The organism is Cupriavidus sp. C3SS-1, from assembly GCF_057073755.1.
Window position 1 is genome coordinate 2,893,163 of sequence record NZ_CP172699.1, and the last position, 23,923, is coordinate 2,917,085.

A 23,923-nucleotide genomic window follows, 5' to 3' on the forward strand; every position below is an offset into this window, starting at 1 on the left:
TGCTGCCAGTCTAGTCACAGCGAACAGTACAGTACCGGTACAGTTTGCGGGAATTCTGCCGTGACGGAATGCCGCGGTTTGGCGGGACAGTTTCTACGCAGTGGCGCGGTAGGGACGCTCGCGCAGCCATTTGGTGGCGATCCATTTCTCGCCGGTTTCCACCGGCAGGCCGGCGTGCAGGGTGCGCTCGTCCAGTCGGCCTTCGGGCAGCAGGTAGCTGAAGTACACAGCGTTGCCCTTGACCGGCGCCACCTCCAGGCCGATGCGCGGGAACGCCGTGGCGCCGCCCGCCTGCGGCGTGTTCAGGTAGATCACCAGCGTGGCGATGCGCTGGCCGCCCACGCGGAGTTGGCGCGCTTCGCCGGGACGCTTCGGATTGAAGAAATCGAAATGCGGCTGATATTCGCCGCCGGGCTTGTAGTTGAGGATCTGGAAACCCTCGCCGTGATCGGCGGGCACGCCCGTCACTCGGGCGATGCGGGTCTCGATGCGGTCGAGCAGCGCATGCTCGCCGACCTGGAACATGGCGCCCATGCTGGTCCGCGCCTCGATCAGGTTCTCGTCGCCGGTGTCTGGGTTGATGACCGGCGATCGCTCCAGCCGTCCGCGTGCGAGATCGACCAGCGCATCGCATTCGGCATCGCTGAGCAATTGCTGATACAGGCGGACAGCGGGTGCTTGCAGCGAGAACAGCACGGGAATCTCCCGCTCTCCCTGGCGCTGTGCAGGACTGGAGGTAGGAGTGGCCGGCGCAGCACGCCGGTGCCCCATGGCCGTGGCCACCGCGGCGCGGGCAAAGGCGGTGTCATAGCCGGAGCGCAGCATGGACAGGACCAGCGACTCGGCGCCAAATCCCTCGGCGATATGCCTGGCCAGCCAGCGTTCCAGCTCCGGCGACGAGGTGGCGTAGCCCGGCGACCCCACGGCCGGACGCGTGTCGGTGCTCATGACGGATTGGCCACCCGCTGCGGCGAGAACGGGTTGCGCGCCGGCGCCTCGGGCAGCAGCTTGCGCGGCCGGGTCGGGATGACTTCCGGATCGCCCGCGACGGTGACCGTGGCCTCGGAGTATTGCCAGCGCTTCCACGCAGCCAACACCGCATTGGGATATTCAGGCCGGCCGCGGCTGCCGTTATAGCGCCCCAACGCCAGGAACAGATCGCCCTGCTCGCGGTCCAGGTAATGGCGCAGGATGGTGCAGCCGTAGCGCAGGTTGCTCTGCAGGTGGAACAGCTTGCGCGGATCGTTGTCGCCAATGGTGCGAGTCCAGAACGGCATCACCTGCATCAGCCCGCGCGCCCCGACCGAACTCATGGCGTACTTGCGGAAATTGCTCTCCACTTGCACCAGGCCCAGCACCAGCGCGGGCTCCAGTCCGGCACGCTTGGCTTCGTAATAAGCGGTTTCGATCAGCTCCACGCGCATCTGCGGCTCGGGGATGCGCCCTTCGAGCCGGTGCGACATCTCGCCAAGCCACTTGAGATAGGCCAGGCGCTCGCCGCCTGAGGCAAAAACCGGGCGTATCGGGCGCGAATCCGCAATGGCTGCCGCCAGTGCGCCGCGCACCGAGTCGGCCAAGTCCTCTTCCTTCTGCGCGCCGGCCTGCGCGGCCGCGGCGGCCAGGGCCAGCAGCAGGCTGCCGGCCGTGCGAACCAGACGGGCCGCGCGCATGGGCTTACTTGCCGACCTGGCCGCGTACATGGCCGACCACGTCAGCCACGGCCACCTGGGTCGCCTGGGCGTCGCGGCGGCCCTGGTACTCGACCTTGCCTTCCTTCAGGCCACGATCGCCGACCACCACGCGGTGCGGCACGCCGATCAGTTCCCAGTCGGCGAACATCACGCCCGGGCGCTCGCCGCGGTCGTCGAGGATGACGTCCACACCGGCGGCCAGCAGCTCGGCGTGGATGCGGTCGGCCTCGGCCTTGACGGCCTCGGAGCGGTCATAGCCGACCGGGCACACCACCACTTCGAACGGGGCGATGGCGGCGGGCCAGATGATGCCGCGCTCGTCGAAGTTCTGCTCGATCGCCGCGCCCAGGATACGGGTAACGCCGATGCCGTAGCAGCCCATCTGCATCGGCTGGGTCTTGCCGTTTTCGTCGAGGAAGGTGGCGTTCATCGACTCGGAATAGCGCGTGCCGAGCATGAACACGTGGCCGACTTCGATGCCGCGGCAGATTTCCAGCGTGCCCTTGCCGTCCGGCGAGGCATCGCCGGCAACCACGTTGCGCAGGTCGGCGACGACGGGCTCGGGCAGGTCGCGGCCCCAGTTGACGCCGGTGAAGTGGTAGTCCCGGTAGTTGGCGCCGCAGATGAAGTCGCTCATGTTGGCGACGGTGCGGTCGGCCACGACGTTGACGGGCTTCTTCATGTCGATCGGGCCCAGGTAGCCCGGGGGCGAGCCGAAGGCGTCGACGATCTCGTTTTCGGTGGCGAAGCGGAATTCGGCCAGGCCCGGCACCTTGGAGGCCTTGACCTCGTTCAGTTCGTGGTCGGCGCGGATCAGCAGCAGCCAGATCTGGGCGCCGGCGTCGCTGTCCGTGGCCAGCACGATCGACTTGACGTTGCGCTCGAGCGGGACGTTCAGGAATTCGGCCACCTGCTCGCACTTGACCTTATCGGGGGTGAAGGTCTTGACCAGCTCTTCGGTGGGCGCCGCGCGCTGCGCGACCAGCGGCAAGGCCTCGGCGGCCTCCATGTTGGCGGCGTAGTCGGACGTCGGGCAATAGACGATGGCGTCTTCGCCGGTGTCGGCGATCACATGGAACTCGTGCGAGCCCGAACCGCCGATGGCGCCGTTGTCGGCCGCCACGGCACGGAACTCCAGGCCGAAGCGCTGGAAGATGCGCACATAGGCGTCGTACATGTTCTGGTACGACTTTTTCAGGCCTTCCGTGTCACGGTCGAACGAGTACGCGTCCTTCATCGTGAACTCGCGGCCGCGCATGATGCCGAAGCGCGGACGGCGCTCGTCGCGGAACTTGGTCTGGATCTGGTAGAAATTGACCGGCAGCTGCTTGTAGCTGCGGATTTCCGAGCGGGCGATGTCCGTTACGACTTCCTCGGACGTCGGCTGCACGGCGAAATCGCGCTCGTGGCGGTCCTTCAGGCGCAGCAGCTCGGGGCCCATCTTGTCCCAGCGGCCGGTTTCCTGCCACAGCTCGGCCGGCTGGATCACGGGCATGGACAGTTCCACGGCGCCGGCGCGGTTCATTTCCTCGCGAACGATATTTTCCACCTTGCGGATCGTACGCAGGCCCACCGGCATGTAGTTGTAAATACCGGCGCCGAGCTTCTTGATCATGCCCGCGCGCATCATCAGCTTGTGCGACACGATTTCCGCGTCGGCGGGGGCTTCTTTCAGGGTGGAAATGAAAAATTGCGAGGCTTTCATCCGAATGTCTTCTCTGGAAACCGGGAATCCCGGTGAATTGGCGGCAGCCATGCCGCGCATAAGCGACTGGAACGCGCCGGCAACTGCCTGAAACTGCCCTTCCCGCTCGGGGAAAACCAGCAGGGCCCCGCCTGAGCCGGGCCGCGCGCATCCTTTATAATCGACGTAATTCTAAAGGATTCGAGGTGCAGTCATGCTCGATCGTGAAGGCTTTCGCCCGAACGTCGGCATCATCCTCATCAACGCACGAAACGAGGTTTTCTGGGGCAAGCGAATCGGCGAGCATTCCTGGCAGTTTCCGCAAGGCGGCATCAAGTACGGCGAAACGCCGGAACAGGCCATGTACCGCGAACTGCATGAGGAGATCGGCCTGCTACCGGAGCACGTCAGGATCGTCGGTCGCACGCGCGACTGGTTGCGCTATGAGGTGCCGGACAAGTTCATCCGCCGCGAGATCCGCGGCCACTACAGAGGCCAGAAACAGATCTGGTTCCTGCTGCGCATGGCGGGCAGGGACTGCGATATCCACCTGCGTGCCACCGACCATCCGGAGTTCGACGCCTGGCGGTGGAGCGACTACTGGGTGCCGCTCGACGCGGTGATCGAGTTCAAGCGCGACGTCTACCAGCTTGCGCTGGGTGAGCTGTCGCGCTTCCTGAACCGAAACTCGCGCGTGCCGCTCAGCCCGTATGGCGTCCATCATGGCCGCCATGGCGGCGGGCAGCGCCGGCCGCCGCAAGCCGTCACGCCGGGCATGCCCGAGGTGCCGGCCGAAGCGGGCGCAGCGGAAGATGCCGCAGTTTTGCCGGCCGCGCCGGCTTCCAACCACACGGAGTCCTGATGAATCGTGTTACCGGCCAGGGCCGCCGCGGCGGCCTGACCGCTGCTGGCCTGTTGCTTGCCGCCGCCTGCCTGGCGCTGGCGGGCTGCAAGACCACCGGCAAGCAAATGCCCGAAGAAGAATCCAAGTGGATCAACCCGTTCGAGCCGAAGACCTTCAAGGAGGAAGAGGCGATCCTGCCGGCACCGCCGCAGGATGCGAACCTGATCCCGTTCTCGGTCAATGGCACCGGCAATCTCACGTTCGCGGTGGACAGCAAGTCGGTGTCGGTCGGCGCGGACAAGGTGGTGCGCTTTACGGTGGTGATCAGCAGCGCCAGCGGCGCACGCAACGTGAACTTCGAAGGCCTGCGCTGCGACGCGTTCGAGCGCAAGATCTACGCGACGCTGCCGGTCGGCGCCAAGGAATGGGTACTCAACCGCGGCGATACACGCGAAGATTGGATCCGCATGCAAACCAGTGCGCGCAACGCCTACGCGGCGACGCTGGCGACCGATTTCTTCTGCGAGGGCCGCACCGTGGCCGGCACGCCGGATGCCATGGTCCGCGACCTGAAGGACCACGCCCCGCGGCGCTGAGCCTCTGCAGGCAGAAGGAAAAAAGGGCGATGCCACGGCATCGCCCTTTTCATTTGCACCGTTACCGTATCGCGGACTCAGACCAGCACGAGGTTGTCCCGGTGGATCAGCTCGGGCTCGTTCAGGTGGCCGAGCACCGATTCGATCTCCGACGACGGCTTGCGCGCGATCAGCCGCGCTTCGGCGCTCGAATAGTTGGTAATGCCGCGCGCCACTTCGCGCCCATCCGCACCGACACAGGCCACCACCTCGCCGCGCGCGAACTCGCCCTGCACTTCGACCACACCGATCGGAAGCAGCGACTTGCCGCCGCTGGTGAGCTTTTCCACGGCGCCGGCATCGATCACGACACGGCCGCGCAGTTGCAAGTGATCCGCCATCCACTGCTTGCGGGCGGTCAGGCGTCCGGTGGGGGCCAGTAGTTGGGTGCCGATGGCCTCGCCCGCCGCCAGGCGTTCGAGCACATTGGCCTCGCGGCCAGAAGCAATGGTGGTATGCGCGCCGGACTTGGCCGCGCGCTTGGCGGCCAGGATCTTGGTCAGCATGCCGCCGCGGCCGATCGAGGTGCCGGCGCCGCCGGCCATCGCTTCGAGCTCGGGCGTGCCGGCCAGCGCCTCGTCGACGAACTCGGCGTTCGGGTCCTTGCGCGGATCGGCGGTGTAGAGCCCGCGCTGGTCGGTCAGGATGACCAGCGCATCGCCTTCGATCAGGTTGGTCACCAGCGCGCCCAGCGTGTCGTTGTCGCCGAACTTGATTTCATCGGTAACCACGGTGTCGTTCTCGTTGATGATGGGGACCACGCCCAGCGAGAGCAGCGTCAGCAGCGTGGAGCGCGCGTTCAGGTAGCGCTCGCGGTCGGCCAGGTCGGCGTGGGTAAGCAGCACCTGCGCGGTGCGGATGCCATAGCGGCCGAACTGGCTTTCATAGACTTGCGCCAGGCCCATCTGGCCCACGGCGGCGGCAGCCTGCAGTTCGTGGATTTCACGCGGACGGCGTACCCAGCCCAGGCGCTGCATACCCTCGGCAATGGCGCCGGAGCTGACCAGCACCACTTCCTTGCCGATCGAACGCAGCTTGGCGATCTGCGCCGCCCAGCGCGCAATGGCGTCGTAGTCCAACCCCTTGCCGTCGTTGGTGACCAGGCTGGAGCCAACCTTCACGACGATACGTTTTGCCTGGGCAATGACCGATTGCATGGCGAGAAATCCTGTCTCCGGGGGCATTTTTTGCGTCCCCAATGGTGGTTCCTCGCCCCGCATGGGCGAGGGCTGGCTTACTGCTCGTGACCTTCCTGGTCGACGTTGTGCCGGCGATCGTCGAGCCGGATGTCGGGCTCGGCCAGTGCGGCAGCTTCTTCGGCCTTGATCGCGGCCAGGTGGTCCTTGATCGCGTAGATCAGCTCGCGGCAGCCTTCGCCGGTGAGCGCGGAGATCTGGAACACCGGGCCCTTCCACTTGTAGCGCTTGATGAAGTCCTTGGCGCGCGTGGCGCGCTCGTCTTCCGGCACCACGTCGAGCTTGTTCAGCACCAGCCAGCGCGGCTTGTCGTAGAGCGTTTCGTCGTACTTCTTCAGCTCGTTGACGATGGCCTTGGCTTCCGCCACCGGATCCACCGCTTCATCGAACGGCGCCAGGTCGACGATATGCAGCAGCAGTCCGGTACGCTGCAGATGGCGCAGGAACTGGTGACCCAGGCCGGCACCTTCGGCCGCGCCTTCGATCAGGCCCGGAATGTCCGCCACCACGAACGACTGCTCGTGGTCGACGCGCACCACGCCCAGGTTCGGGTGCAGCGTGGTGAACGGATAGTCCGCCACCTTCGGGCGCGCGTTGGAGATATGCGAAATAAATGTCGACTTGCCCGCGTTGGGCATGCCCAGCAGGCCGACGTCGGCCAGCACCTTCAGCTCCAGCTTGAGCATGCGGCGCTCGCCGGGCTTGCCATCCACCTGCTGGCGCGGCGCGCGGTTGGTACTGGACTTGAAATGCAGGTTGCCCCAGCCGCCCATGCCGCCTTCAGCCAGGCAGACCTTCTGGCCGTGCTCGGTCAGGTCGGCGATCAGCTCGCCGGTGTCCATGTCGGTGATCAGCGTGCCGACCGGCATGCGCAACGTGATGTCCTCGCCAGCGGCGCCGTAGCAATCGGAGCCACGGCCGTTTTCGCCGTTCCTGGCCACGTGCTTCTTGGCGTAGCGGAAGTCGATCAGGGTATTGATGTTGCGGTCCGCTACGGCGAACACGCTGCCGCCCCGGCCGCCGTCGCCCCCATCCGGACCACCGAAGGGCACAAACTTCTCGCGCCGGAACGAGGCGCTGCCATTGCCGCCGTTGCCGGCGATGGCTTCGATTCGGGCTTCGTCGATGAACTTCATAGTGAGTTTCCGTGGTGGACCGGGCTACCGACCGGCATTGGCAACTTGCATTGTCGCCAAAAATGAAAAAGCCCCGCAAGCATTGCGGGGCCTTCGTGCTGCAAAGGCTGTTATCAGGCCGCCGGAACGACGCTGACTTGCTGCTTCTTGGCAGGGCCCTTGACAGCGAATTGCACGTGGCCGTCGACCAGTGCAAACAGGGTGTGGTCCTTGCCCACGCCCACGTTGTCACCGGCGTGCACGCGGGTGCCGCGCTGGCGGACGATGATGCCGCCGGCGTTGATGGCCTGGCCACCAAACACCTTCACGCCCAGACGCTTCGATTCTGAATCACGGCCGTTCCGCGTGGAACCGCCGCCTTTTTTCTGTGCCATGTCTTACTCCTGTCGCTTTACCGGGTTACGTTCGAATGATCAGGCGTTGATCGCTTCGATGCGCAGCTCGGTGTAGTTCTGACGATGGCCTTGACGCTTCTGGTAGTGCTTGCGACGGCGCATCTTGAAGATCTTCACCTTGTCGTGACGACCTTGGGAGATAACGGTAGCTTTGACGGAAGCCCCGCTCACCAGCGGCGTACCAAACTTGATTTGGTCGCCGGCGCCCACTGCGAGCACCTGGTCGAGCGTGATTTCTGCGCCAATGTCTGCCGGTATCTGTTCTACTTTAAGTTTTTCGCCAGCAGCAACCTTGTATTGCTTGCCGCCGGTTTTTACGACCGCGTACATTGTCGAACCTCTCGGATGTGAATAAAACGCCGAATGCCGGCACGTCGCGCTTGCATGCTGCCAAGCAGCCCGCCAACGCCTGTGCGGCCCGGTTATCTCCCGCCGGTCGATACCCGCAAGACGGGCAAAACCACCGGAGGAAACCGAGAACTATAAACCAGGCTGGAGAAAAACGCAAAGAAAACAGGCACATAGCCTGTCCGGCGACGCCTTGCGCACTTCTGCGCAGGCGTGGATCAGGTCAGATCGGCCAGCAGGAAGCCCGCCAGTGCGGCAAATGCCACCCACCAGGCCGTGCGGCGGGCACTGCCGCGGGACGTGGACTTGTTCATGCCGGAATTATAGACCCCGGCAGCCGCGCCTCCCCCGAACGGGGACTGGACACTGGCGTGAACCACGTTGGCATCGCATATAATCGTCCGGTTTTGCGTAACGGTGATCATCTTGACCCAGCCTTCCGCCACTGCCTTGCTTGCCCCGGTCGCTGCAGACATGCGCGCGGTCGATGCAGTCATCCGTCAACGGCTGTCTTCCGAAGTTCCCCTGATCGAGCAGATCGGTGAATACATCATCAGCGCCGGCGGCAAGCGCCTGCGCCCGGTAATCCTGTTGCTGTCGGCCCGCGCCTTCGGCTATGACGGGCACCGCCACCATGAGCTGGCCGCCGTCGTGGAGTTCATTCACACCGCCACGCTGCTGCATGACGACGTGGTCGACGAGTCGGAGCTGCGCCGTGGCCGCGAGACCGCCAATGCGGTGTTCGGCAACGCCGCCAGCGTGCTGGTGGGCGACTTCCTCTATTCGCGTGCGTTCCAGATGATGGTCGATGCCGGCAGCATGCGCATCATGGAAATCCTGTCGAACGCGACCAACGTGATCGCCGAGGGCGAAGTGCTGCAACTGCTGAACATGCACGATCCCGACGTCACGGTGGAGCGCTACCTGCAGGTGATCCGCTACAAGACGGCCAAGCTGTTCGAGGCCGCGGCACAGCTCGGCGCCGTGCTCGCGGGTGCGGACGCCACCATGGAGGAAGCCGCAGCCGAGTACGGTCGCCGCATCGGTACCGCGTTCCAGCTCATCGACGACATGCTGGACTACACCGCCAGCGCCGAGCAGATGGGCAAGAATGCCGGCGACGACCTGCGCGAAGGCAAGCCCACGCTGCCGCTGCTGCATCTGCTGGAGCATGGCACGCCGGAGCAACGCGCCCTGGCGCGCGAAGCCATCGTGCAGGGCGGCACCGAGCATTTCGACGCGGTGTTCTCGGCCATCCATGCGAGCGGCGCGCTCGATGTCACCTTCGAAGCCGCGCGCCGCGAGGCCGAGGCCGCAGAAAAGGCCGCCCAGCAGTTTCCGCCCTCGGAACTGAAGGACACGCTGATTGCGCTGTGCGCGTTCTCGCTGCAGCGCCAGTCCTGAAACCGCTGAAGCCCTCTTCCCATTCGAGAGAAACGCTGCTAGACTTACGTTCTTTGCTGCTGACCGGCAACGGTGGGCGACAAAGACAAAATTCGGGGTGTAGCTTAGCCTGGTAGAGCGCTACGTTCGGGACGTAGAGGCCGGAGGTTCGAATCCTCTCACCCCGACCAGAATTCACGGCCACGCAGTTTGGGGCCAGCAAAAAGCCGCACAGCAATGTGCGGCTTTTTTGTTTCGGCGCCGGCATCTCGCGGCGCCGATCCGTCTTCCTTTCCCTCTCCTCCATACTCCCCGCGCCAGTAGGGTTGCGTCCGTGTCGCACAAATGCCGACATGGCCCTTTGTCGCCTTTACAAAAAGTGACCCCAGCGGCAAACTGCGCCGATCCGGGGGCCGATGGCCCCGACGGGCGCTCGCGGGCGCCTGCACCATCTGGTTCCTGCCATGACACTTGGTCTCGCCCTAGCACAGAGCCGTCGCATCGCGCCCGCGCTGCTCGCCCAGTTGGAACAGTCGGCGCGCGAAAAGAAGACGCAGCTGATCGACGAGATCGTTGGCAGCGGCACGATGACTGCGCATGACGTTGCGCTGTTCGCGGCGGACAAGTACCAGCTGCCGCTGCTCGACCTGGCACAGTACAACCTGAACAAGGTTCCGCCGGCGCTGGCGGGCAACCGCGAATTCCACGCCCATCGGCTGCTGCCGCTCGGCCGTCGCGAGAACCGCCTGGTGGTGGGCATCTCCGACCCGTCCAACCAGGCCGGGCTCGACGCGATCAAGCAGAAGTACAACCTGCCGCTCGACACCGTGGTGGTGGAGCACGACAAGCTGATGAAGCACGTGCGTTCCGCCGGGGAAGCCGCGGGCACGCTCAAGGACATCGCGCCCGGGACGTCCACCGAGCGCAAGCTGATCGAGTACGACCCGGTGGCCGCCGCCGCGCAGCGCAACCGCACCGCCACCAGCGACATCGACGACGCGCCGGTCGTGCGCTTCCTGCAGAAGCTGCTGACCGAGGCCTTCCACCGTGGCGCGTCGGACCTTCACTTCGAACCGTTCGAGGCCTTCTACCGCGTGCGCTTCCGCGTGGACGGGGTGCTGCAAGAGGTGGCACGCCCGCCGCTCGATATCCGCGACAAGATCGCCACGCGCATCAAGGTGCTGTCGCGCCTGGACATCTCCGAAAAGCGCGTGCCGCAGGACGGCCGCATGAAGCTGCTGATTCCGCTGCCGCAAGGCAAGGACGCCAAGGAAATCGTCGAGAAGGCGGTGGACTTCCGCGTGTCGACGCTGCCCACGCTCTTTGGCGAGAAGATCGTGATGCGTATCCTGGAGTCATCGAGCGACAAGCTGGACATCGACCAGCTCGGCTACGAGCCCGAGCAGAAGGCGCTGCTGATGGACACCATCAAGCGCCCCTACGGCATGATCCTGGTCACCGGCCCCACCGGCAGCGGCAAGACCGTTTCGCTCTATACGTTCCTGAACCTGCTGAACCAGGGCGACATCAATATCTCGACGGCCGAAGACCCGGCCGAAATCCAGTTGCCCGGCATCAACCAGGTCAATGTCAACGACAAGGCCGGCCTGACCTTCGCCGCGGCGTTGCGCTCGTTCCTGCGGCAGGATCCGGACATCATCATGGTCGGCGAAATCCGCGACCTGGAAACCGCCGACATCTCGATCAAGGCCGCGCAGACCGGCCACCTGGTGCTGTCCACGCTGCACACCAACGATGCGCCGACCACGCTGACGCGCCTGATGAACATGGGCGTGGCGCCGTTCAATATCGCCTCGAGCGTGCTGCTGATCACGGCGCAGCGGCTGGCGCGGCGGCTGTGCACGTGCAAGCGCGCGGGTTCGATCCCGAACGAGGCGCTGCTCGAGGCCGGCTTCAAGGAAAGCCAGATCGACGGCAGCTGGCAGCCTTACCATCCGGTCGGTTGCGAGCGCTGCAATGGCAGCGGCTACAAGGGACGCTGCGGCATCTACCAGGTCATGCCGATCACCGAGGCGATGCAGCAGATCATCCTGTCGCACGGCACGGCGCTGCAGATTGCCGAACAGGCGCGCCGCGACGGCGTGCTATCTTTGCGGGAAGCCGGCTTGCTGAAGGTCAAGCAGGGGGTCACGTCACTCGAAGAAGTGCTGGCCACAACGAATACGTAAAACAACAGACGTTCATGTCGGGGGTCAATCATGGCAACGCGCGCACCAGCAGCGGGCGCACGGGCGGCAGCGCCGTCACGCGCGAAAGCAGGACGCAAGGCACCTACGCAGTACATCTTCGAGTGGGAAGGCAAGGACCGCAAGGGCAAGACGTTCACCGGGGAACAGCGGGCCGAGAACCAGGCCGAGGTCACGGCGAGCCTGCGCAAGCAGGGCCTCACCGTGGTCAAGATGAAAAAGCGCAAGGCAGCGCGCGGCAAGACCATCACCCAGAAAGACATCGCGTATTTCACACGCCAGCTTTCCACCATGCTCAAGGCGGGCATTCCGCTGCTGCAGTCGATCGACATCATCGCGCGCGGCCACGCCAACCCTAACTTCACGCAACTGCTATCCGACATCCGTTTCGACATCGAGTCAGGCAGCAGCATGGCGCAGGCCTTCCGCCGTCACCCGCGCTATTTCGACACGCTGTACTGCAACCTGATCGACGCTGGTGAACAGGGCGGTATCCTCGATTCCCTGCTGGAGCGCCTGTCGCTCTACATGGAAAAGACCATCGCGCTGAAGAGCCAGATCAAGTCCGCGATGATCTACCCGATCGCGGTGCTGACCGTGGCCTTTGCCGTCACGGTGATCCTGATGCTGTTCGTGATCCCGGCCTTCAAGGGCGTGTTCTCGAGCTTCGGCGCCAACCTGCCGGCGCCCACGCTGGTGGTGATCGCGATCTCGGACTTCTTTGTTGCGTACTGGTACATCGTCATCGGCATACCGGTGGGCGGCGTTGCTCTCTATATACGGGCCCTGAAGAAGTCGGAGAAGGTCCAGCGCAGCACCGACCGCATCATGCTGAAACTGCCCATCTTCGGCAGCCTGTTCCGCAAGGCCGTGATCGCGCGCTGGACGCGTACGCTCGCCACCATGTTCGCCGCCGGCACGCCGCTGGTGGAATCGATGGAATCCGTGGCCGGCGCCGCCGGCAACTGGGTCTACTACGACGCCACGCGCGAGATCGAACAGGCGGTGCGCATCGGCACCAGCCTGACCAACGCCATGCAGGCCACGCACGTGTTCGACAACATGGTGCTGCAGATGACCCAGATCGGCGAGGAGTCGGGCGCGCTCGACAACATGCTGCTCAAGGTGGCCGAATTCTACGAACGCGAGGTCGACGATGCCGTGGCGGCCATTTCGAGCCTGATCGAGCCGCTGATCATCGTGGTGCTGGGCGTGCTCATCGGCGGCATGGTGGTCGCGATGTACCTGCCGATCTTCAAGCTGGGACAGGTGGTGTAATTGACGAATCCGGTATTCCCCGCCGGCGGCGCCGTGCTGCCGGCCCTGGCCGCGCTGCCGCCGTCGTTCCTGCTTGCGGCAACGGCCCTCCTCGGCCTGCTGGTGGGCAGCTTCCTGAACGTGGTGATCCACCGGATGCCGCGCATGATGGAGTATGACGAAGCCAACTACATCGCCGAGTTGCGCGGCGATCCCCTGCCCTACCCCGAACGCTACAACCTGATGGTGCCGCGCTCGGCGTGCCCGCACTGCGGTCATGCCATCGCCGCCTGGGAGAACATTCCCGTCATCAGCTATCTCTTCCTGCGCGGGCGCTGCGCGTCGTGCAAGGCGCCGATCAGCGTGCGCTATCCGCTGGTGGAACTGGCTTGCGGCGTGCTCAGTGCGCTGGCCGCCTGGCACTTCGGGCCGACCTGGCAAGGCGTGGCGGCGCTGGTGCTGCTGTGGTCGCTGCTGGCGCTGACGATGATCGATGCCGACACGCAGCTGCTGCCCGACCAGATCACGCTGCCGCTGGTGTGGCTGGGGCTGCTGCTCAACCTGGGCGGGCTGTTCGTGCCGCTGGCCGATGCGGTGATCGGTGCCGTGGCCGGCTACCTGCTGCTGTGGTCCGCCTACTGGGTGTTCAAGCTGGTGCGCGGCAAGGAAGGCATGGGCTATGGCGACTTCAAGCTGATGGCGGCGCTGGGCGCCTGGTTCGGCTGGCAGGCGCTGCCGACGCTGGTGTTGCTGTCTTCGGTGGTCGGCGTGGTGTTTGGCGTAGCCAGCATCGCGCTGCGCCGCCAGCACCGCGACACGCCCTTCCCGTTCGGCCCGTTCATTGCCGGCGCCGGCGCGCTGGTGCTGTTCTTCGGGCCGGGCGTGCTGCCGCTGCCGACGCCGTGAGGAACGGCCCGCGCCGCGCCAAGCTGGTATCGTTCGGCCATTGCACCCACGGAACCTGACATGCTGGAGATCGGACTGACAGGCGGCATCGGCAGCGGCAAGACCCGCGTGGCCGACATGTTCGCCGCGCGCGGCGCCGCCATCATCGACACTGACCTGCTTGCGCACGAGATCACCGCGCCGGGCGGGCAGGCCATTCCCGCGCTGGTCGATGCCTTCGGCCCGCAGTGCCTGCGCGCCGACGGTGCCATGAACCGCGATGCCATGCGCGCGCTGGTCTTTGCCGACCCTGCCGCCAAGGCCCGGCTCGAAGGCATCACCCATCCGCTGATCCGAGCACTGACCACGGCCCGCGCCAAGAGCATTGCCGATGCCGGCGAGCATCCGTACCTGATCTACGTCGTGCCGCTGCTGGTCGAATCCGGCGCATGGGTCGAGCGCGTCGGGCGCGTGCTGGTGGTGGATTGCACCGAGGAAACGCAGATCGCGCGCGTCATGGCGCGCAATGGCTTCAGCCGCGAACAGGTACTGGCCATCATGGCGAAACAGGCGACGCGTGCGCAGCGGCTGGCCGTGGCCAACGATGTGGTCGACAACGACGGGCCGGTCGAGGCACTCACCGCACAGGTTGACCTGCTGGACCGAACCTATCGCGCGTTGTCAGCCGCCGGCGTCACGCGCACCTGATCCAGGGCACAAGCAGGCACCGCTGTGCTCACTGGCTCGGCGCATGATGCACATTGCATTGTCCTCGCAGCCCGTCTCGCATAGAATGCGCTGGAACCTAACGCGAAATGCGTGGACGGCCGCGGCTGCCACACATTCCTGACGTTCCCCGGGCCACGCCCGCACCGGGACGCTCCCACGGGAGCGCCGCCTCAGCGCTGCACGGACATAGCACTTGATCCTGTACGAATATCCTTTCAACGAACGCATCAGGATGTTGCTGCGCCTGGAGGACCTGTTCGATCGGCTGGATTACTTCCTCGGCCAGGAACACGCTCTGCAGCACCATGTCGCACTGACCACGCTGTTCGAGATCATCGACGTGGCCGGCCGCGCCGACCTCAAGACCGACCTGATCAAGGAACTGGAACGCCAGCGCCAGGCGCTGACCGCGTTGCGCGTCAATCCCCAGATCGACCAGGAAGCGCTGGACGCCGTCATCGGCGAGATCGAGCAGGGCATTGCCATGCTCAACCAGACCGTGGGCAAGGCGGGCCAGCTGCTGGCCGACAACGAGTGGCTGACCAGCATCCGCAGCCGCGCGATCATTCCGGGCGGCACCTGCGAGTTCGACCTGCCGGCCTACTATGCCTGGCAGCATCGTCCCGCCGAGGAACGCCGCGCCGATATCCTGAAATGGGCCAGGCCGCTGGTGGCGCTGCGCGCCGGGACTTCGACGGTATTGCGCCTGCTGCGTGAATCGGGCCAGAGCGGCAAGGTGATCGCCACGGGCGGCAGCTACCAGCAGATGCTATCGGGCCGCAGCTACCAGCTGATGCAGGTGCACCTCGATGACTCGCTGCTGGCCTTTATCCCCGAGATGAGCGCCAACAAGTACATGCTGTGGGTCCGCTTTACGCAGCAGGACGGCGACCTGCGCCCGCGCTCGGTCGACGCCGACATCCCGTTCCTGCTCAAGCTCTGCAATTTCTGAAGTCATGCCTGCCGTCGTCAAATGCCCCACCTGCGGCACCAAGGTGGAATGGATTCCCGAAAACAAGTTCCGCCCGTTCTGCTCCGAGCGCTGCAGGCAGATCGACCTGGGCGCATGGGCGTCCGAGAAGTACGTGATCGGCAGCAAACCCGACGAAACCCCATCGCCGGACCTGCCGGAAGACGAAGACGACTGACCCGCGACGACTTCTGGAGCCGTCCCGTCCGCTCAATGCGCCGCGGCCAGCACGCGGCGGCAGAACCCCACGCACACCAGCACAAACACCGCCAGGCCGAGCCATTCGGCCGTCACGGCAAAGCCCTCGCCCACTAGTCCTGGCGCTGGTCCTGGCGGCCACGTTCGGCTATTTCATGATGCCGGCACCCGTGGATGCCGGGGCGCGCTGGCAGATGGTGGCCGGCGCGGTGCTGTTTGCCTTCGTGTCCGGATTCCTTGTGGCCGCGGCCTGCGGCTACATGGATGGCCTGGTCCCTTCTTGCTGTTATTGTGTGGGCGCAATCACGGGCGCCGCGGCCGCAGGGGCGCGGGAACAGCTTGGCTTGTCAGGCGGGCCGGGATTCTTCGCCCAACCATTCGACCACCGGGATGGTGGCCGGCAGCAGCGGTTCGACCGTCACGGGCACCGTCTGCCACGAAAAGGCCTGGCCCTCGCGTCCGACGGGATCGCCGCGCCAGGCCGTGACCTTGCAGAAATGCAGCCGCACATAGGCGTGAGGGTAGTCGTGCTCGAGCACGTGCCAGCGCACGCATTCGGTGATATCGAGGCCCAGTTCTTCATGAAGTTCGCGCGCGAGCGCGGCCTCCACGGTCTCGCCTGGTTCCAGCTTGCCGCCCGGGAATTCCCAGTAGCCCTCGTAGGGCTTGCCGCCCGGACGCTGTGCCAGCAAGAAGCGGCCGTCCGGCTGCACCAGCACGCCTACTGCCACCTCGGTGACCTTGCGCGGCGCGGCCGTGTCTTGCATCTGCGTCATGCGCCCTCCACGTCGGCGATGAACGGCTTGCCATGCTTGCCGCCCCAGTCGCGCGCGAACTGCCAGGCCACGCGGCCCGAGCGCGAACCGCGTTCCAGCGCCCACACCAGCGCATCGCCGCGCGCCGCGGCAATGTCGTCGTCCGTGCAGCCGAAATGCTTGAGCCAATGGCCGACGATGGACAGGTACTCGTCCTGCTTGGGCGGATAGAACGACAGCCACAGGCCAAAGCGTTCCGACAGCGAGATCTTCTCCTCGACGACTTCGCCGGGATGGATCTCGCCATCTTCGGTATGGCGGTATGACTCGTTGTCCTTCATGTACTCCGGCAGCAGGTGGCGGCGGTTGGACGTCGCATACACCAGCACATTGTCCGACTGCGCAGCCACCGAGCCGTCCAGCGCCGATTTGAGCGCCTTGTAGCCGGATTCGCCATCCTCGAACGACAGGTCGTCGCAGAAGATCACGAAGCGCTCGGGGCGCTTGGCGACCTGCTCGACGATATCGCCAAGATCGCCCAGGTCGCTCTTGTCCACTTCCACCAGCCGCAGGCCGTCCTTCACAAAGGCATTGAGGCAGGCCTTGATCAGCGACGACTTGCCGGTGCCGCGCGCGCCGGTCAGCAGCACGTTGTTGGCCGGCAGCCGGTTCACGAACTGGCGTGTATTGGCGACGATGGCGTCCTTTTGGCGCTCGATGTTCTTGAGGTCATCGAGGTGGATCGGCGGCAGCTGGCGCACCGGCTGCAGGTAGCCGATATTGCCGAACAGGCTCTGCCGCTTGCGCCAGCGGAACGCTACCGCCTCTTGCCAGTCCGCTTCCGTCAGTTGCGGCGGCAGCCACTGTTCGAGTCGGGCGAGGAAGTTGTCGAGGCGGGAGGCGAGGTCAGACATGGCAGCGGAGCGTCGTTGAACAGGGGGCGATGATCAGGAACGATAGTCGGCGTTGATCGACACGTAGTCGTGCGAGAGGTCGCAGGTCCACACCGTGGCTTCGGCGTTGCCGCGGCCCAGCGCGATGCGCACGGTGATCTCGGCCTGCTTCATCACGCGCTGGCCATCCTCTTCGCGGTAGTCGGGGTTGCGGCCGCCGTCGCGGGCCACCCAGACGTCGTCGAGCCACAGGTTGACGCGGTCGACATCGAGATCGTCCACGCCGGCATAACCGACGGCAGCCAGGATACGGCCAAGGTTGGGGTCCGACGCAAAGAACGCCGTCTTGACCAGCGGCGAGTGGGCCACGGCATAGGCGATCTGGCGGCACTCGGCCACGTCCTTGCCGCCTTCCACGCGGATGGTCATGAGCTTGGTGGCGCCCTCGCCGTCGCGAACGATCATCTGCGCGAGTTCCTGCGCCAGGCTGGTGACAGCGTCGCGCAGCGCCTCGAAGGCCGCGCCTTCGGCGCGCTCGATGGCGGCGCCCGACTTGCCCGTGGCGATCAGCACGAAGGAATCGTTGGTCGAGGTGTCGCCGTCGATCGTGATGCTGTTGAACGAGTGGTCGGCCGCATGCGACACCAGCGCCTGCAGCACCGGCTGGGCCACGCCCGCGTCGGTGGCGATAAAGCCGAGCATGGTCGCCATATTCGGGCGGATCATGCCGGCGCCCTTGCTGATACCGGAGAGCGTGACCGTCTTGCCGTCGATCTGCACCGTGCGCGATGCCGCCTTGGGCTGCGTGTCGGTGGTCATGATCGATTCGGCGGCGGCCAGCCAGTTGTCGGCCTTCGCGTTGGCCACGGCAGGCGCCAGGCCGGCCAGCAGGCGGTCCATCGGCAACTGCTCGAGAATCACGCCGGTCGAGAACGGCAGCACCTGCTGCGCGGCGATGCCAAGCTGGCCGGCCAACGCGTCGCAGGTGGCGCGGGCGTTGGCCAGGCCGGTCTCGCCGGTGCCGGCATTGGCATTGCCGGTGTTGATCACCAGTGCGCGTATGCCCTTGCCGCCGGCCAGGTGCTCGCGGCATACCTGCACGGGTGCCGCACAGAAGCGGTTGCGCGTGAACACGCCGGCCACGGTGCTGCCTTCCGCCACGCGCACCACCAGCACGTCCTTGCGATTGGCCTTGCGGATGCCGGCCTCGGCCCAGCCGAGTTCGACGCCGGCAACGGGTTTCAGGTTTTCTGCCTGCGGCAGCGGAAGATTCACGGGCATATCGGTTCCTGTCCTGTAGTCCTGCTTGGTCTGTCTGTTCAGTCGTCAGACGAACATGCCCGCTTGGCGCGGGCATGTCGTTACCTCTTCGCCCCTTCCGCCGTGGCGGCAAGGGCTGTCGTGCATGGTCCGGCTGGCGCCAGGCTCAGCTCAGCTTGCCGTGGCACTGCTTGAACTTCTTGCCCGAACCGCACGGGCAAGGATCGTTGCGGCCCACCTTGGCCATCCCCGCCGCCGCCATTTCGGCGGCAGCCACGGCGGCGCCGGTGCGCGGCGACGGCGCGTCTTCCACGGGCTCGCGGCCCTCGGCGAACTCGTCGTGCTTGTACTGCACGTTCTCCAGGTGCGACAGGCCTTCCTCGATCTGCTCCGAAGCCTGTTCCAGCTCTTCCGGCGACTGGATCTGCACGTTGAAGGTCACGCGCGTGACTTCGTTCTTGATCACGTCGAGCAGGCGCGCGAACAGTTCGAACGACTCGCGCTTGTACTCCTGCTTCGGGTCTTTCTGCGCATAGCCGCGCAGGTGGATGCCCTGGCGCAGGTGGTCCAGCGCGGCCAGGTGCTCGCGCCAGTGCGTGTCGATGCTCTGCAGCATGACCGAGCGCTCGAAACCGGCAAACGATTCGCGGCCCACGATGGCGACCTTGCCTTCGTAGCGCTCTTCGGCGGCCTTCAGGATCATGTCGAGGAGTTGTTCGTCCTCGATGCTCTGGGCGCCTTCGATGGTCTGTGCCAGCGGCAGCTCCAGGCCCCAGTCGTCGCGCAGGCGCGCTTCGAGACCGGCGATGTCCCACTGTTCTTCCATGGTCTCGGCCGGCACGTGCTCGCGGAACAGCTCGATCAGCACGCTTTCGCGCAGGTTCTTGACCATTTCGCCGACGTCATTGGCTTCCAGCACGTCGTTGCGCAGCTTGTAGATTTCCTTGCGCTGGTCGTTGGCGACGTCGTCGTACTGCAGCAGCTGCTTGCGGATGTCGAAGTTGCGGCCTTCCACCTTGCGCTGCGCCGATTCGATCGAGCGCGTGACGATGCCGGCTTCGATCGGCTCGCCCTCGGGCATCTTCAGGCGTTCCATGATGGCGCGCACGCGGTCGCCCGCGAAGATGCGCAGCAACTGGTCGTCCAGCGACAGGTAGAAGCGCGACGAACCCGGGTCGCCCTGGCGGCCGGCACGGCCGCGCAGCTGGTTGTCGATACGGCGCGATTCATGGCGCTCGGTGCCGACGATATGCAGGCCGCCCGCGGACTTGACCTGTTCGTGCAGCGACTGCCATTCGTCTTTCAGCTGCTGGATGCGTGCAGCCTTGTCGGCGTCGGACAGGTTCGCGTCCACCTCGATGAACCCGGCCTGCTTTTCCACATTGCCGCCCAGCACGATGTCGGTACCGCGGCCAGCCATGTTGGTGGCGATGGTGATCATCTTCGGGCGGCCGGCCTGGGCCACGATCTCGGCCTCGCGCTCGTGCTGCTTGGCGTTGAGCACCTGGTGCGGCAGCTTTTCCTTGTTGAGCAGGTCCGACAGGTATTCGGAGGTCTCGATCGAGGTCGTGCCGACCAGCACCGGCTGGCCGCGCTCGAAGCAGTCGCGGATATCGCGCACGACGGCGGCGTAGCGCTCCGTCGAGGTCTTGTAGATCTGGTCCTGCAGGTCCTTGCGCTGGGCCTGGCGATTGGTCGGGATCACCACCACTTCCAGGCCATAGATTTCCTGGAATTCGTAAGCTTCCGTATCCGCCGTGCCGGTCATGCCGGCCAGCTTGGTGTACATGCGGAAGTAGTTCTGGAAGGTGATGGTCGCCAGCGTCTGGTTTTCCTGCTGGACGGACACGCCTTCCTTGGCTTCCACGGCCTGGTGCAGGCCGTCGGACCAGCGGCGCCCGGTCATCAGGCGGCCGGTGAATTCGTCGACGATGACGACTTCGTCGTTCTGCACCACGTAATGCTGGTCGCGGTGGAACAGGCTGTGCGCGCGCAGGGCGGCGTACAGGTGGTGCATCAGCGTGATGTTCTGCGGTGCGTAGAGCGATTCGCCCTCGCCGATCAGGCCCTGCTGCGCCAGGATCTCTTCCGCCTTCTCGTGGCCGGCCTCGGTCAGGTAGACCTGGTGGCCCTTCTCGTCCACGAAGTAGTCGCCCGGCTTCTCCACGCCCGTGCCGTCGGCCTTTTCCTCGCCGATCTGGCGCTCGAGCAGCCTGGGGATGCCGTTCATGCGCTGGTAGAGGTCGGTCTGGTTCTCGGCCTGGCCCGAGATGATCAGCGGCGTGCGGGCCTCGTCGATCAGGATCGAGTCCACCTCGTCGACGATCGCGTAGTTGAGCGGACGCTGCACGCGCTGCGACGGGTCATAGACCATGTTGTCGCGCAGGTAGTCGAAGCCGAACTCGTTGTTGGTGCCGTAGGTGATGTCCGCGTTGTACGCGGCCTGCTTCTGGTCGTGCGCCATCTGCGACAGGTTCACGCCCACCGACAGGCCCAGGAAGTTGTACAGGCGGCCCATCCACTCGGCGTCGCGCTGGGCCAGGTAGTCGTTGACGGTCACCACGTGCACGCCCTTGCCGGTGATGGCATTGAGGTACACGGCCAGCGTCGCGGTCAGCGTCTTGCCCTCGCCGGTGCGCATTTCGGCGATCTTGTTGTCATTGAGGACCATGCCGCCGATCATCTGCACGTCGAAGTGGCGCATCTTCATGACGCGCTTGCTGGCTTCGCGGCACACGGCAAACGCCTCTGGCAGCAGCGCCTCGAGCGATTCGCCGCCGGCGTGGCGCTGCCGGAAGGTCTCCGTCATGCCGCGCAGGTCGTCGTCGGAGAGCTGCTCGAACTTGGGCTCCAGCGCGTTGATCTGCTCCACCGTGCGGCGGTATTGTTTGATCAGCCGCTCGTTGCGGCTGCCGAAGACTTTCTTGAGAAGGCCCGTGATCATCGAGTGCTTTCACCTGCGCGGACCGGTCCGGCGACCCGCGTACGGGCGGCCCCAGCCGTGCCAGGCATGGATAGATTGGCGCGAAACGCCGAGTTTATCATGTGCCGGGGTCGCGGCCGGGACGGGAAGTGCCATCTTGCCAAAGCCGCGCCGGTCCCGGCGGGACGTTGATTTATCTGCAGATCGGGACGGACCGGCAAGGTTCAATCGGGGGCCGCCGGAAGTGCGCTTCCGTGGGCGTGGCCGGCCCTCCACATGGGCCGGCAATCCGGGGCGCGCCAGGGGCCGGCTTGCTAGAATGCACGCATGCGCCTGTTCACCCACCACGCCCTGCAGACACCGGCGGCCAAGCCCCTGAACGACTGGCTGGCCAAGGCCGGCCCGGTTTCCGCGCTGATGCAGACCGCTCGGGAGCTCGCGTCGCTGGAAGCGCAGGTGCTGTCGCTGCTGCCGCCGACCATGCGCAACGGCATTGCCGTCGCCGGAGTCAAGCGCGATGGCCGCGGACCGCAACAGGAACAGGTCCTGCTGTTGCTCGCCGCGCACGGCGCGGCCGCCGCGCGGGTGCGCCAGGTCGTGCCGACATTGCTGACCCGCCTGCAGGAGCGGGGCTCGCAGGTGACGGCAATCCGGGTACGGGTACAACCCGAGGCAACGCGCCACAGCGACTGGGACACCGGCCCCGTGGTGCGGCCGCGGACCAATGGACAGATGTCGGCGGTCGGGCTTGCCAGCCTGGACGATCTGGCGCGCAGCTTGCCGCCGTCGCCGCTGCAGGATGCGTTGAAGACCCTGCTGTCGCACCATCGGCAGGATCACGGAAACAAAAAACCGGCCTAGGCCGGTTTTTTTGTTTCCACGCGTGCCGCGATCAGGCAAACGCGGGCTGGACCTGCGGCAGGAACGCGGCGGGCGCGTCCTCGACACGGTCGAACGTGACCAGTTCATAGGCTTCCTGGTCCGCCAGCAGCGCGCGCAGCAACTGGTTGTTCAGGCCGTGGCCCGACTTGTGCGCGACATAGGAAGCGATCAGCGGATGGCCGACAACGTACAGGTCACCGATCGCGTCCAGGATCTTGTGGCGCACGAACTCGTCGCCGTAGCGCAGCTCTTCGTTGTTGAGCATGCGGTGCTCGTCCAGCACGATCGCGTTGTCCAGGCTGCCGCCACGGGCCAGGCCCATTTCGCGCAGCGCCTCGACCTCATGCGCAAAGCCGAAGGTGCGGGCACGGGCGATCTCGCGCACGTAGCTGGTATCGGCAAAGTCGATCGCGAAGTTCTGGCCGGTCTTGTCGACCGCCGGATGGCGGAAGTCGATCGTGAACGACAGCTTGAAGCCGAAGAACGGTTCCAGGCGCGCCAGCTTGTCGCCGTCGCGCACTTCCACGGCCTTCTTCACCTTGATGAAACGCTTGGCGGCGTTCTGCTCTTCGATGCCGGCCGATTGCAGCAGGAACACGAACGATGCCGCGCTGCCGTCCATGATCGGAATTTCCTCGGCGTCGACGTCGACATAAAGGTTGTCTATGCCGAGGCCGGCGCAAGCGGACATCAAATGCTCGACCGTGGAAACGCGCGCGCCATCCTTCTGCAGCACCGACGCCAGGCGCGTGTCGCCGATCGCGCTTGCGGCCACGGGAATCTCCACGGCTTCGGGCAGGTCCACGCGGGTGAATACGATACCGGTGCCAGCCAGGGCCGGCCGCAGGGTCAGCGTCACTTTGCGACCCGAGTGCAGACCGATACCGACCGTCTTCACCAGGGACTTGATAGTGCGCTGTTTGAGCATGGCGGCCTCAATATTATTAAAACCTATCAGGTTTTCTTAGTCGATTAAGTGATTTTACCACTGCTAGGGAAATCCCGCTAAGCCTCTTTGTTTCGGTGTGTTAATCCATGCACAGGAAGTTGCATATACCGCACACCAAGTTGAGGATTTGTGTCAGGCGCGCAACGTCTCCAGCATGGATTCCGCGCTGCTGACCTTGAATTCGCCTGGCGCTTCGACTTGCAGGTGGGTCACCACGCCATCATCGAGCACCATCGCGTACCGCTTGGAGCGCACGCCCATGCCGCGCGCCGTGAGGTCCTGGTCCAGGCCCAGCGCACGCGTCCATTCTGCGCTTCCGTCGGCCATCATGCGCACCTTGCCTTCGGTGTGCTGCTCGCGGCCCCAGGCGCCCATCACGAAGGCGTCATTGACCGACACGCACCAGACCTCGTCCACGCCCGCGTCGCGCAGCGACTGCGACTCGGCGACATAGCCAGGCACGTGCTTGGCCGAGCAGGTCGGCGTGAATGCCCCCGGCAAGGCAAAGACCACGATCTTGCGGCCCTTGACCAGGTCCGATACGCGGAACGCGTTGGGACCCAGCGAGCAGCCTTCGCTCTGGGTATCGAAGAATTCTTGCAGCGTGGCGTCCGGGACGCGTTGTCCGACAGCGATCATGGTGATTGGCAACCTGTCAAAGAAGGGGGAAAGCGGGGAAAGCCTGCCGGCATCATAGGCTCCC

At 65.3% G+C, this 23,923-nt stretch carries 24 protein-coding genes and 1 tRNA gene; 11 read left to right on the plus strand and 14 right to left on the minus strand.

The annotated features are described in order from the left end of the window. Positions 1-93 precede the first annotated feature (93 nt). The 3 genes from ACIGJC_RS13435 to ACIGJC_RS13445 are packed head-to-tail and all read right to left on the minus strand — an operon-like array spanning position 94 to position 3,396. Positions 94-948 carry a 2OG-Fe(II) oxygenase gene (locus ACIGJC_RS13435; RefSeq protein WP_483709390.1) on the minus strand — a complete coding sequence of 285 codons (855 nt, stop codon included), beginning with the start codon at positions 946-948 and terminating at the stop codon, positions 94-96. After that, positions 945-1,670: a lytic transglycosylase domain-containing protein gene (locus ACIGJC_RS13440; RefSeq protein ID WP_483709392.1), complete on the minus strand. Its 726-nt coding sequence runs from the start codon at positions 1,668-1,670 to the stop codon at positions 945-947. The genes ACIGJC_RS13435 and ACIGJC_RS13440 overlap by 4 nt, the downstream gene beginning before the upstream one ends. Before the next feature lie 4 nt (positions 1,671-1,674). After that, positions 1,675-3,396 (minus strand): proline--tRNA ligase, encoded by a 1,722-nt coding sequence (locus ACIGJC_RS13445; RefSeq protein ID WP_483709393.1) that lies wholly within the window; start codon positions 3,394-3,396, stop codon positions 1,675-1,677. A gap of 193 nt (positions 3,397-3,589) precedes the next feature. On the opposite strand from ACIGJC_RS13445, the gene ACIGJC_RS13450 reads away from it, so the two are divergent. After that, positions 3,590-4,237 carry an RNA pyrophosphohydrolase gene (locus ACIGJC_RS13450; RefSeq protein WP_483709394.1) on the plus strand — a complete coding sequence of 216 codons (648 nt, stop codon included), beginning with the start codon at positions 3,590-3,592 and terminating at the stop codon, positions 4,235-4,237. Then, positions 4,237-4,815, plus strand: a complete 579-nt coding sequence (locus ACIGJC_RS13455) for a CNP1-like family protein (RefSeq protein WP_483709395.1) — start codon at positions 4,237-4,239, stop codon at positions 4,813-4,815. The genes ACIGJC_RS13450 and ACIGJC_RS13455 overlap by 1 nt, the downstream gene beginning before the upstream one ends. A 77-nt stretch (positions 4,816-4,892) precedes the next feature. Here the strand turns inward: ACIGJC_RS13455 and proB are convergent, their stop codons facing one another. The 5 genes from proB to ACIGJC_RS13480 all read right to left on the minus strand — a co-directional run bounded on the left by proB (position 4,893) and on the right by ACIGJC_RS13480 (position 8,354). After that, positions 4,893-6,011, minus strand: coding sequence for a glutamate 5-kinase (gene proB / locus ACIGJC_RS13460; RefSeq protein ID WP_483709396.1), 1,119 nt, complete (start codon positions 6,009-6,011; stop codon positions 4,893-4,895). A gap of 77 nt (positions 6,012-6,088) precedes the next feature. After that, positions 6,089-7,186, minus strand: a complete 1,098-nt coding sequence (obgE, locus tag ACIGJC_RS13465; protein WP_483709397.1) for a GTPase ObgE — start codon at positions 7,184-7,186, stop codon at positions 6,089-6,091. A gap of 113 nt (positions 7,187-7,299) precedes the next feature. After that, positions 7,300-7,560 (minus strand): 50S ribosomal protein L27, encoded by a 261-nt coding sequence (gene rpmA, locus ACIGJC_RS13470; RefSeq protein ID WP_092306246.1) that lies wholly within the window; start codon positions 7,558-7,560, stop codon positions 7,300-7,302. Positions 7,561-7,599: 39 nt separating this feature from the next. Next, a complete protein-coding gene (rplU, locus tag ACIGJC_RS13475) occupies positions 7,600-7,911 on the minus strand; it encodes a 50S ribosomal protein L21 (RefSeq protein ID WP_011299103.1) in 312 nt (103 codons plus the stop codon). A gap of 236 nt (positions 7,912-8,147) precedes the next feature. Next, on the minus strand, positions 8,148-8,354 hold the full coding sequence (locus ACIGJC_RS13480) for a hypothetical protein (protein WP_483709399.1): 207 nt from the start codon (positions 8,352-8,354) through the stop codon (positions 8,148-8,150). 49 nt (positions 8,355-8,403) lie between these two features. Here ACIGJC_RS13480 and ispB point away from each other — a divergent pair, with 49 nt between their 5' ends. From ispB to ACIGJC_RS13520, 8 genes are all read left to right on the plus strand, one after another. Next, the gene (gene ispB, locus ACIGJC_RS13485) at positions 8,404-9,333 is read left to right on the plus strand and encodes an octaprenyl diphosphate synthase (RefSeq protein ID WP_483711544.1); all 930 of its coding nucleotides are present in this window, start codon (positions 8,404-8,406) and stop codon (positions 9,331-9,333) included. Positions 9,334-9,426: 93 nt separating this feature from the next. Continuing rightward, positions 9,427-9,503, plus strand: a tRNA-Pro gene (locus tag ACIGJC_RS13490). Positions 9,504-9,776: 273 nt separating this feature from the next. After that, positions 9,777-11,501 (plus strand): type IV-A pilus assembly ATPase PilB, encoded by a 1,725-nt coding sequence (gene pilB / locus ACIGJC_RS13495; RefSeq protein WP_483709401.1) that lies wholly within the window; start codon positions 9,777-9,779, stop codon positions 11,499-11,501. A 30-nt stretch (positions 11,502-11,531) separates the two neighbouring features. After that, a complete protein-coding gene (locus ACIGJC_RS13500) occupies positions 11,532-12,797 on the plus strand; it encodes a type II secretion system F family protein (protein ID WP_483709402.1) in 1,266 nt (421 codons plus the stop codon). Continuing rightward, a complete protein-coding gene (locus ACIGJC_RS13505) occupies positions 12,798-13,682 on the plus strand; it encodes a prepilin peptidase (RefSeq protein WP_483709403.1) in 885 nt (294 codons plus the stop codon). A 60-nt stretch (positions 13,683-13,742) separates the two neighbouring features. Further along, entirely contained in the window at positions 13,743-14,369 is a 627-nt protein-coding gene (gene coaE / locus ACIGJC_RS13510) for a dephospho-CoA kinase (RefSeq protein WP_483709405.1), read from the plus strand. Between the two features lie 214 nt (positions 14,370-14,583). After that, complete coding sequence (zapD, locus tag ACIGJC_RS13515) at positions 14,584-15,342, plus strand: cell division protein ZapD (protein WP_483709406.1); 759 nt, start codon at positions 14,584-14,586, stop codon at positions 15,340-15,342. A gap of 4 nt (positions 15,343-15,346) precedes the next feature. Next, positions 15,347-15,538, plus strand: a complete 192-nt coding sequence (locus ACIGJC_RS13520) for a DNA gyrase inhibitor YacG (protein ID WP_483709408.1) — start codon at positions 15,347-15,349, stop codon at positions 15,536-15,538. Between the two features lie 367 nt (positions 15,539-15,905). Here ACIGJC_RS13520 and ACIGJC_RS13525 read toward each other — a convergent pair whose 3' ends face one another. The 4 genes from ACIGJC_RS13525 to secA form a co-directional block, all read right to left on the minus strand. Further along, positions 15,906-16,334, minus strand: coding sequence for an NUDIX domain-containing protein (locus ACIGJC_RS13525; RefSeq protein ID WP_483709409.1), 429 nt, complete (start codon positions 16,332-16,334; stop codon positions 15,906-15,908). Continuing rightward, positions 16,331-17,227 carry an ATP-binding protein gene (locus tag ACIGJC_RS13530; protein WP_483709411.1) on the minus strand — a complete coding sequence of 299 codons (897 nt, stop codon included), beginning with the start codon at positions 17,225-17,227 and terminating at the stop codon, positions 16,331-16,333. Before ACIGJC_RS13530 ends, ACIGJC_RS13525 begins: the two co-directional genes overlap by 4 nt. Before the next feature lie 33 nt (positions 17,228-17,260). After that, complete coding sequence (argJ, locus tag ACIGJC_RS13535; RefSeq protein WP_483709412.1) at positions 17,261-18,487, minus strand: bifunctional glutamate N-acetyltransferase/amino-acid acetyltransferase ArgJ; 1,227 nt, start codon at positions 18,485-18,487, stop codon at positions 17,261-17,263. A gap of 145 nt (positions 18,488-18,632) precedes the next feature. After that, a complete protein-coding gene (secA, locus tag ACIGJC_RS13540; RefSeq protein ID WP_483709413.1) occupies positions 18,633-21,410 on the minus strand; it encodes a preprotein translocase subunit SecA in 2,778 nt (925 codons plus the stop codon). A 306-nt stretch (positions 21,411-21,716) separates the two neighbouring features. Here secA and ACIGJC_RS13545 point away from each other — a divergent pair, with 306 nt between their 5' ends. After that, positions 21,717-22,250, plus strand: coding sequence for a DciA family protein (locus tag ACIGJC_RS13545; RefSeq protein ID WP_483709414.1), 534 nt, complete (start codon positions 21,717-21,719; stop codon positions 22,248-22,250). Between the two features lie 31 nt (positions 22,251-22,281). Here ACIGJC_RS13545 and lpxC read toward each other — a convergent pair whose 3' ends face one another. Both lpxC and ACIGJC_RS13555 read right to left on the minus strand, forming a co-directional pair. After that, positions 22,282-23,199 (minus strand): UDP-3-O-acyl-N-acetylglucosamine deacetylase, encoded by a 918-nt coding sequence (gene lpxC, locus ACIGJC_RS13550; RefSeq protein WP_483709416.1) that lies wholly within the window; start codon positions 23,197-23,199, stop codon positions 22,282-22,284. A 153-nt stretch (positions 23,200-23,352) separates the two neighbouring features. Continuing rightward, the gene (locus ACIGJC_RS13555; RefSeq protein WP_483709418.1) at positions 23,353-23,859 is read right to left on the minus strand and encodes a redoxin family protein; all 507 of its coding nucleotides are present in this window, start codon (positions 23,857-23,859) and stop codon (positions 23,353-23,355) included. Positions 23,860-23,923: the final 64 nt, after the last annotated feature.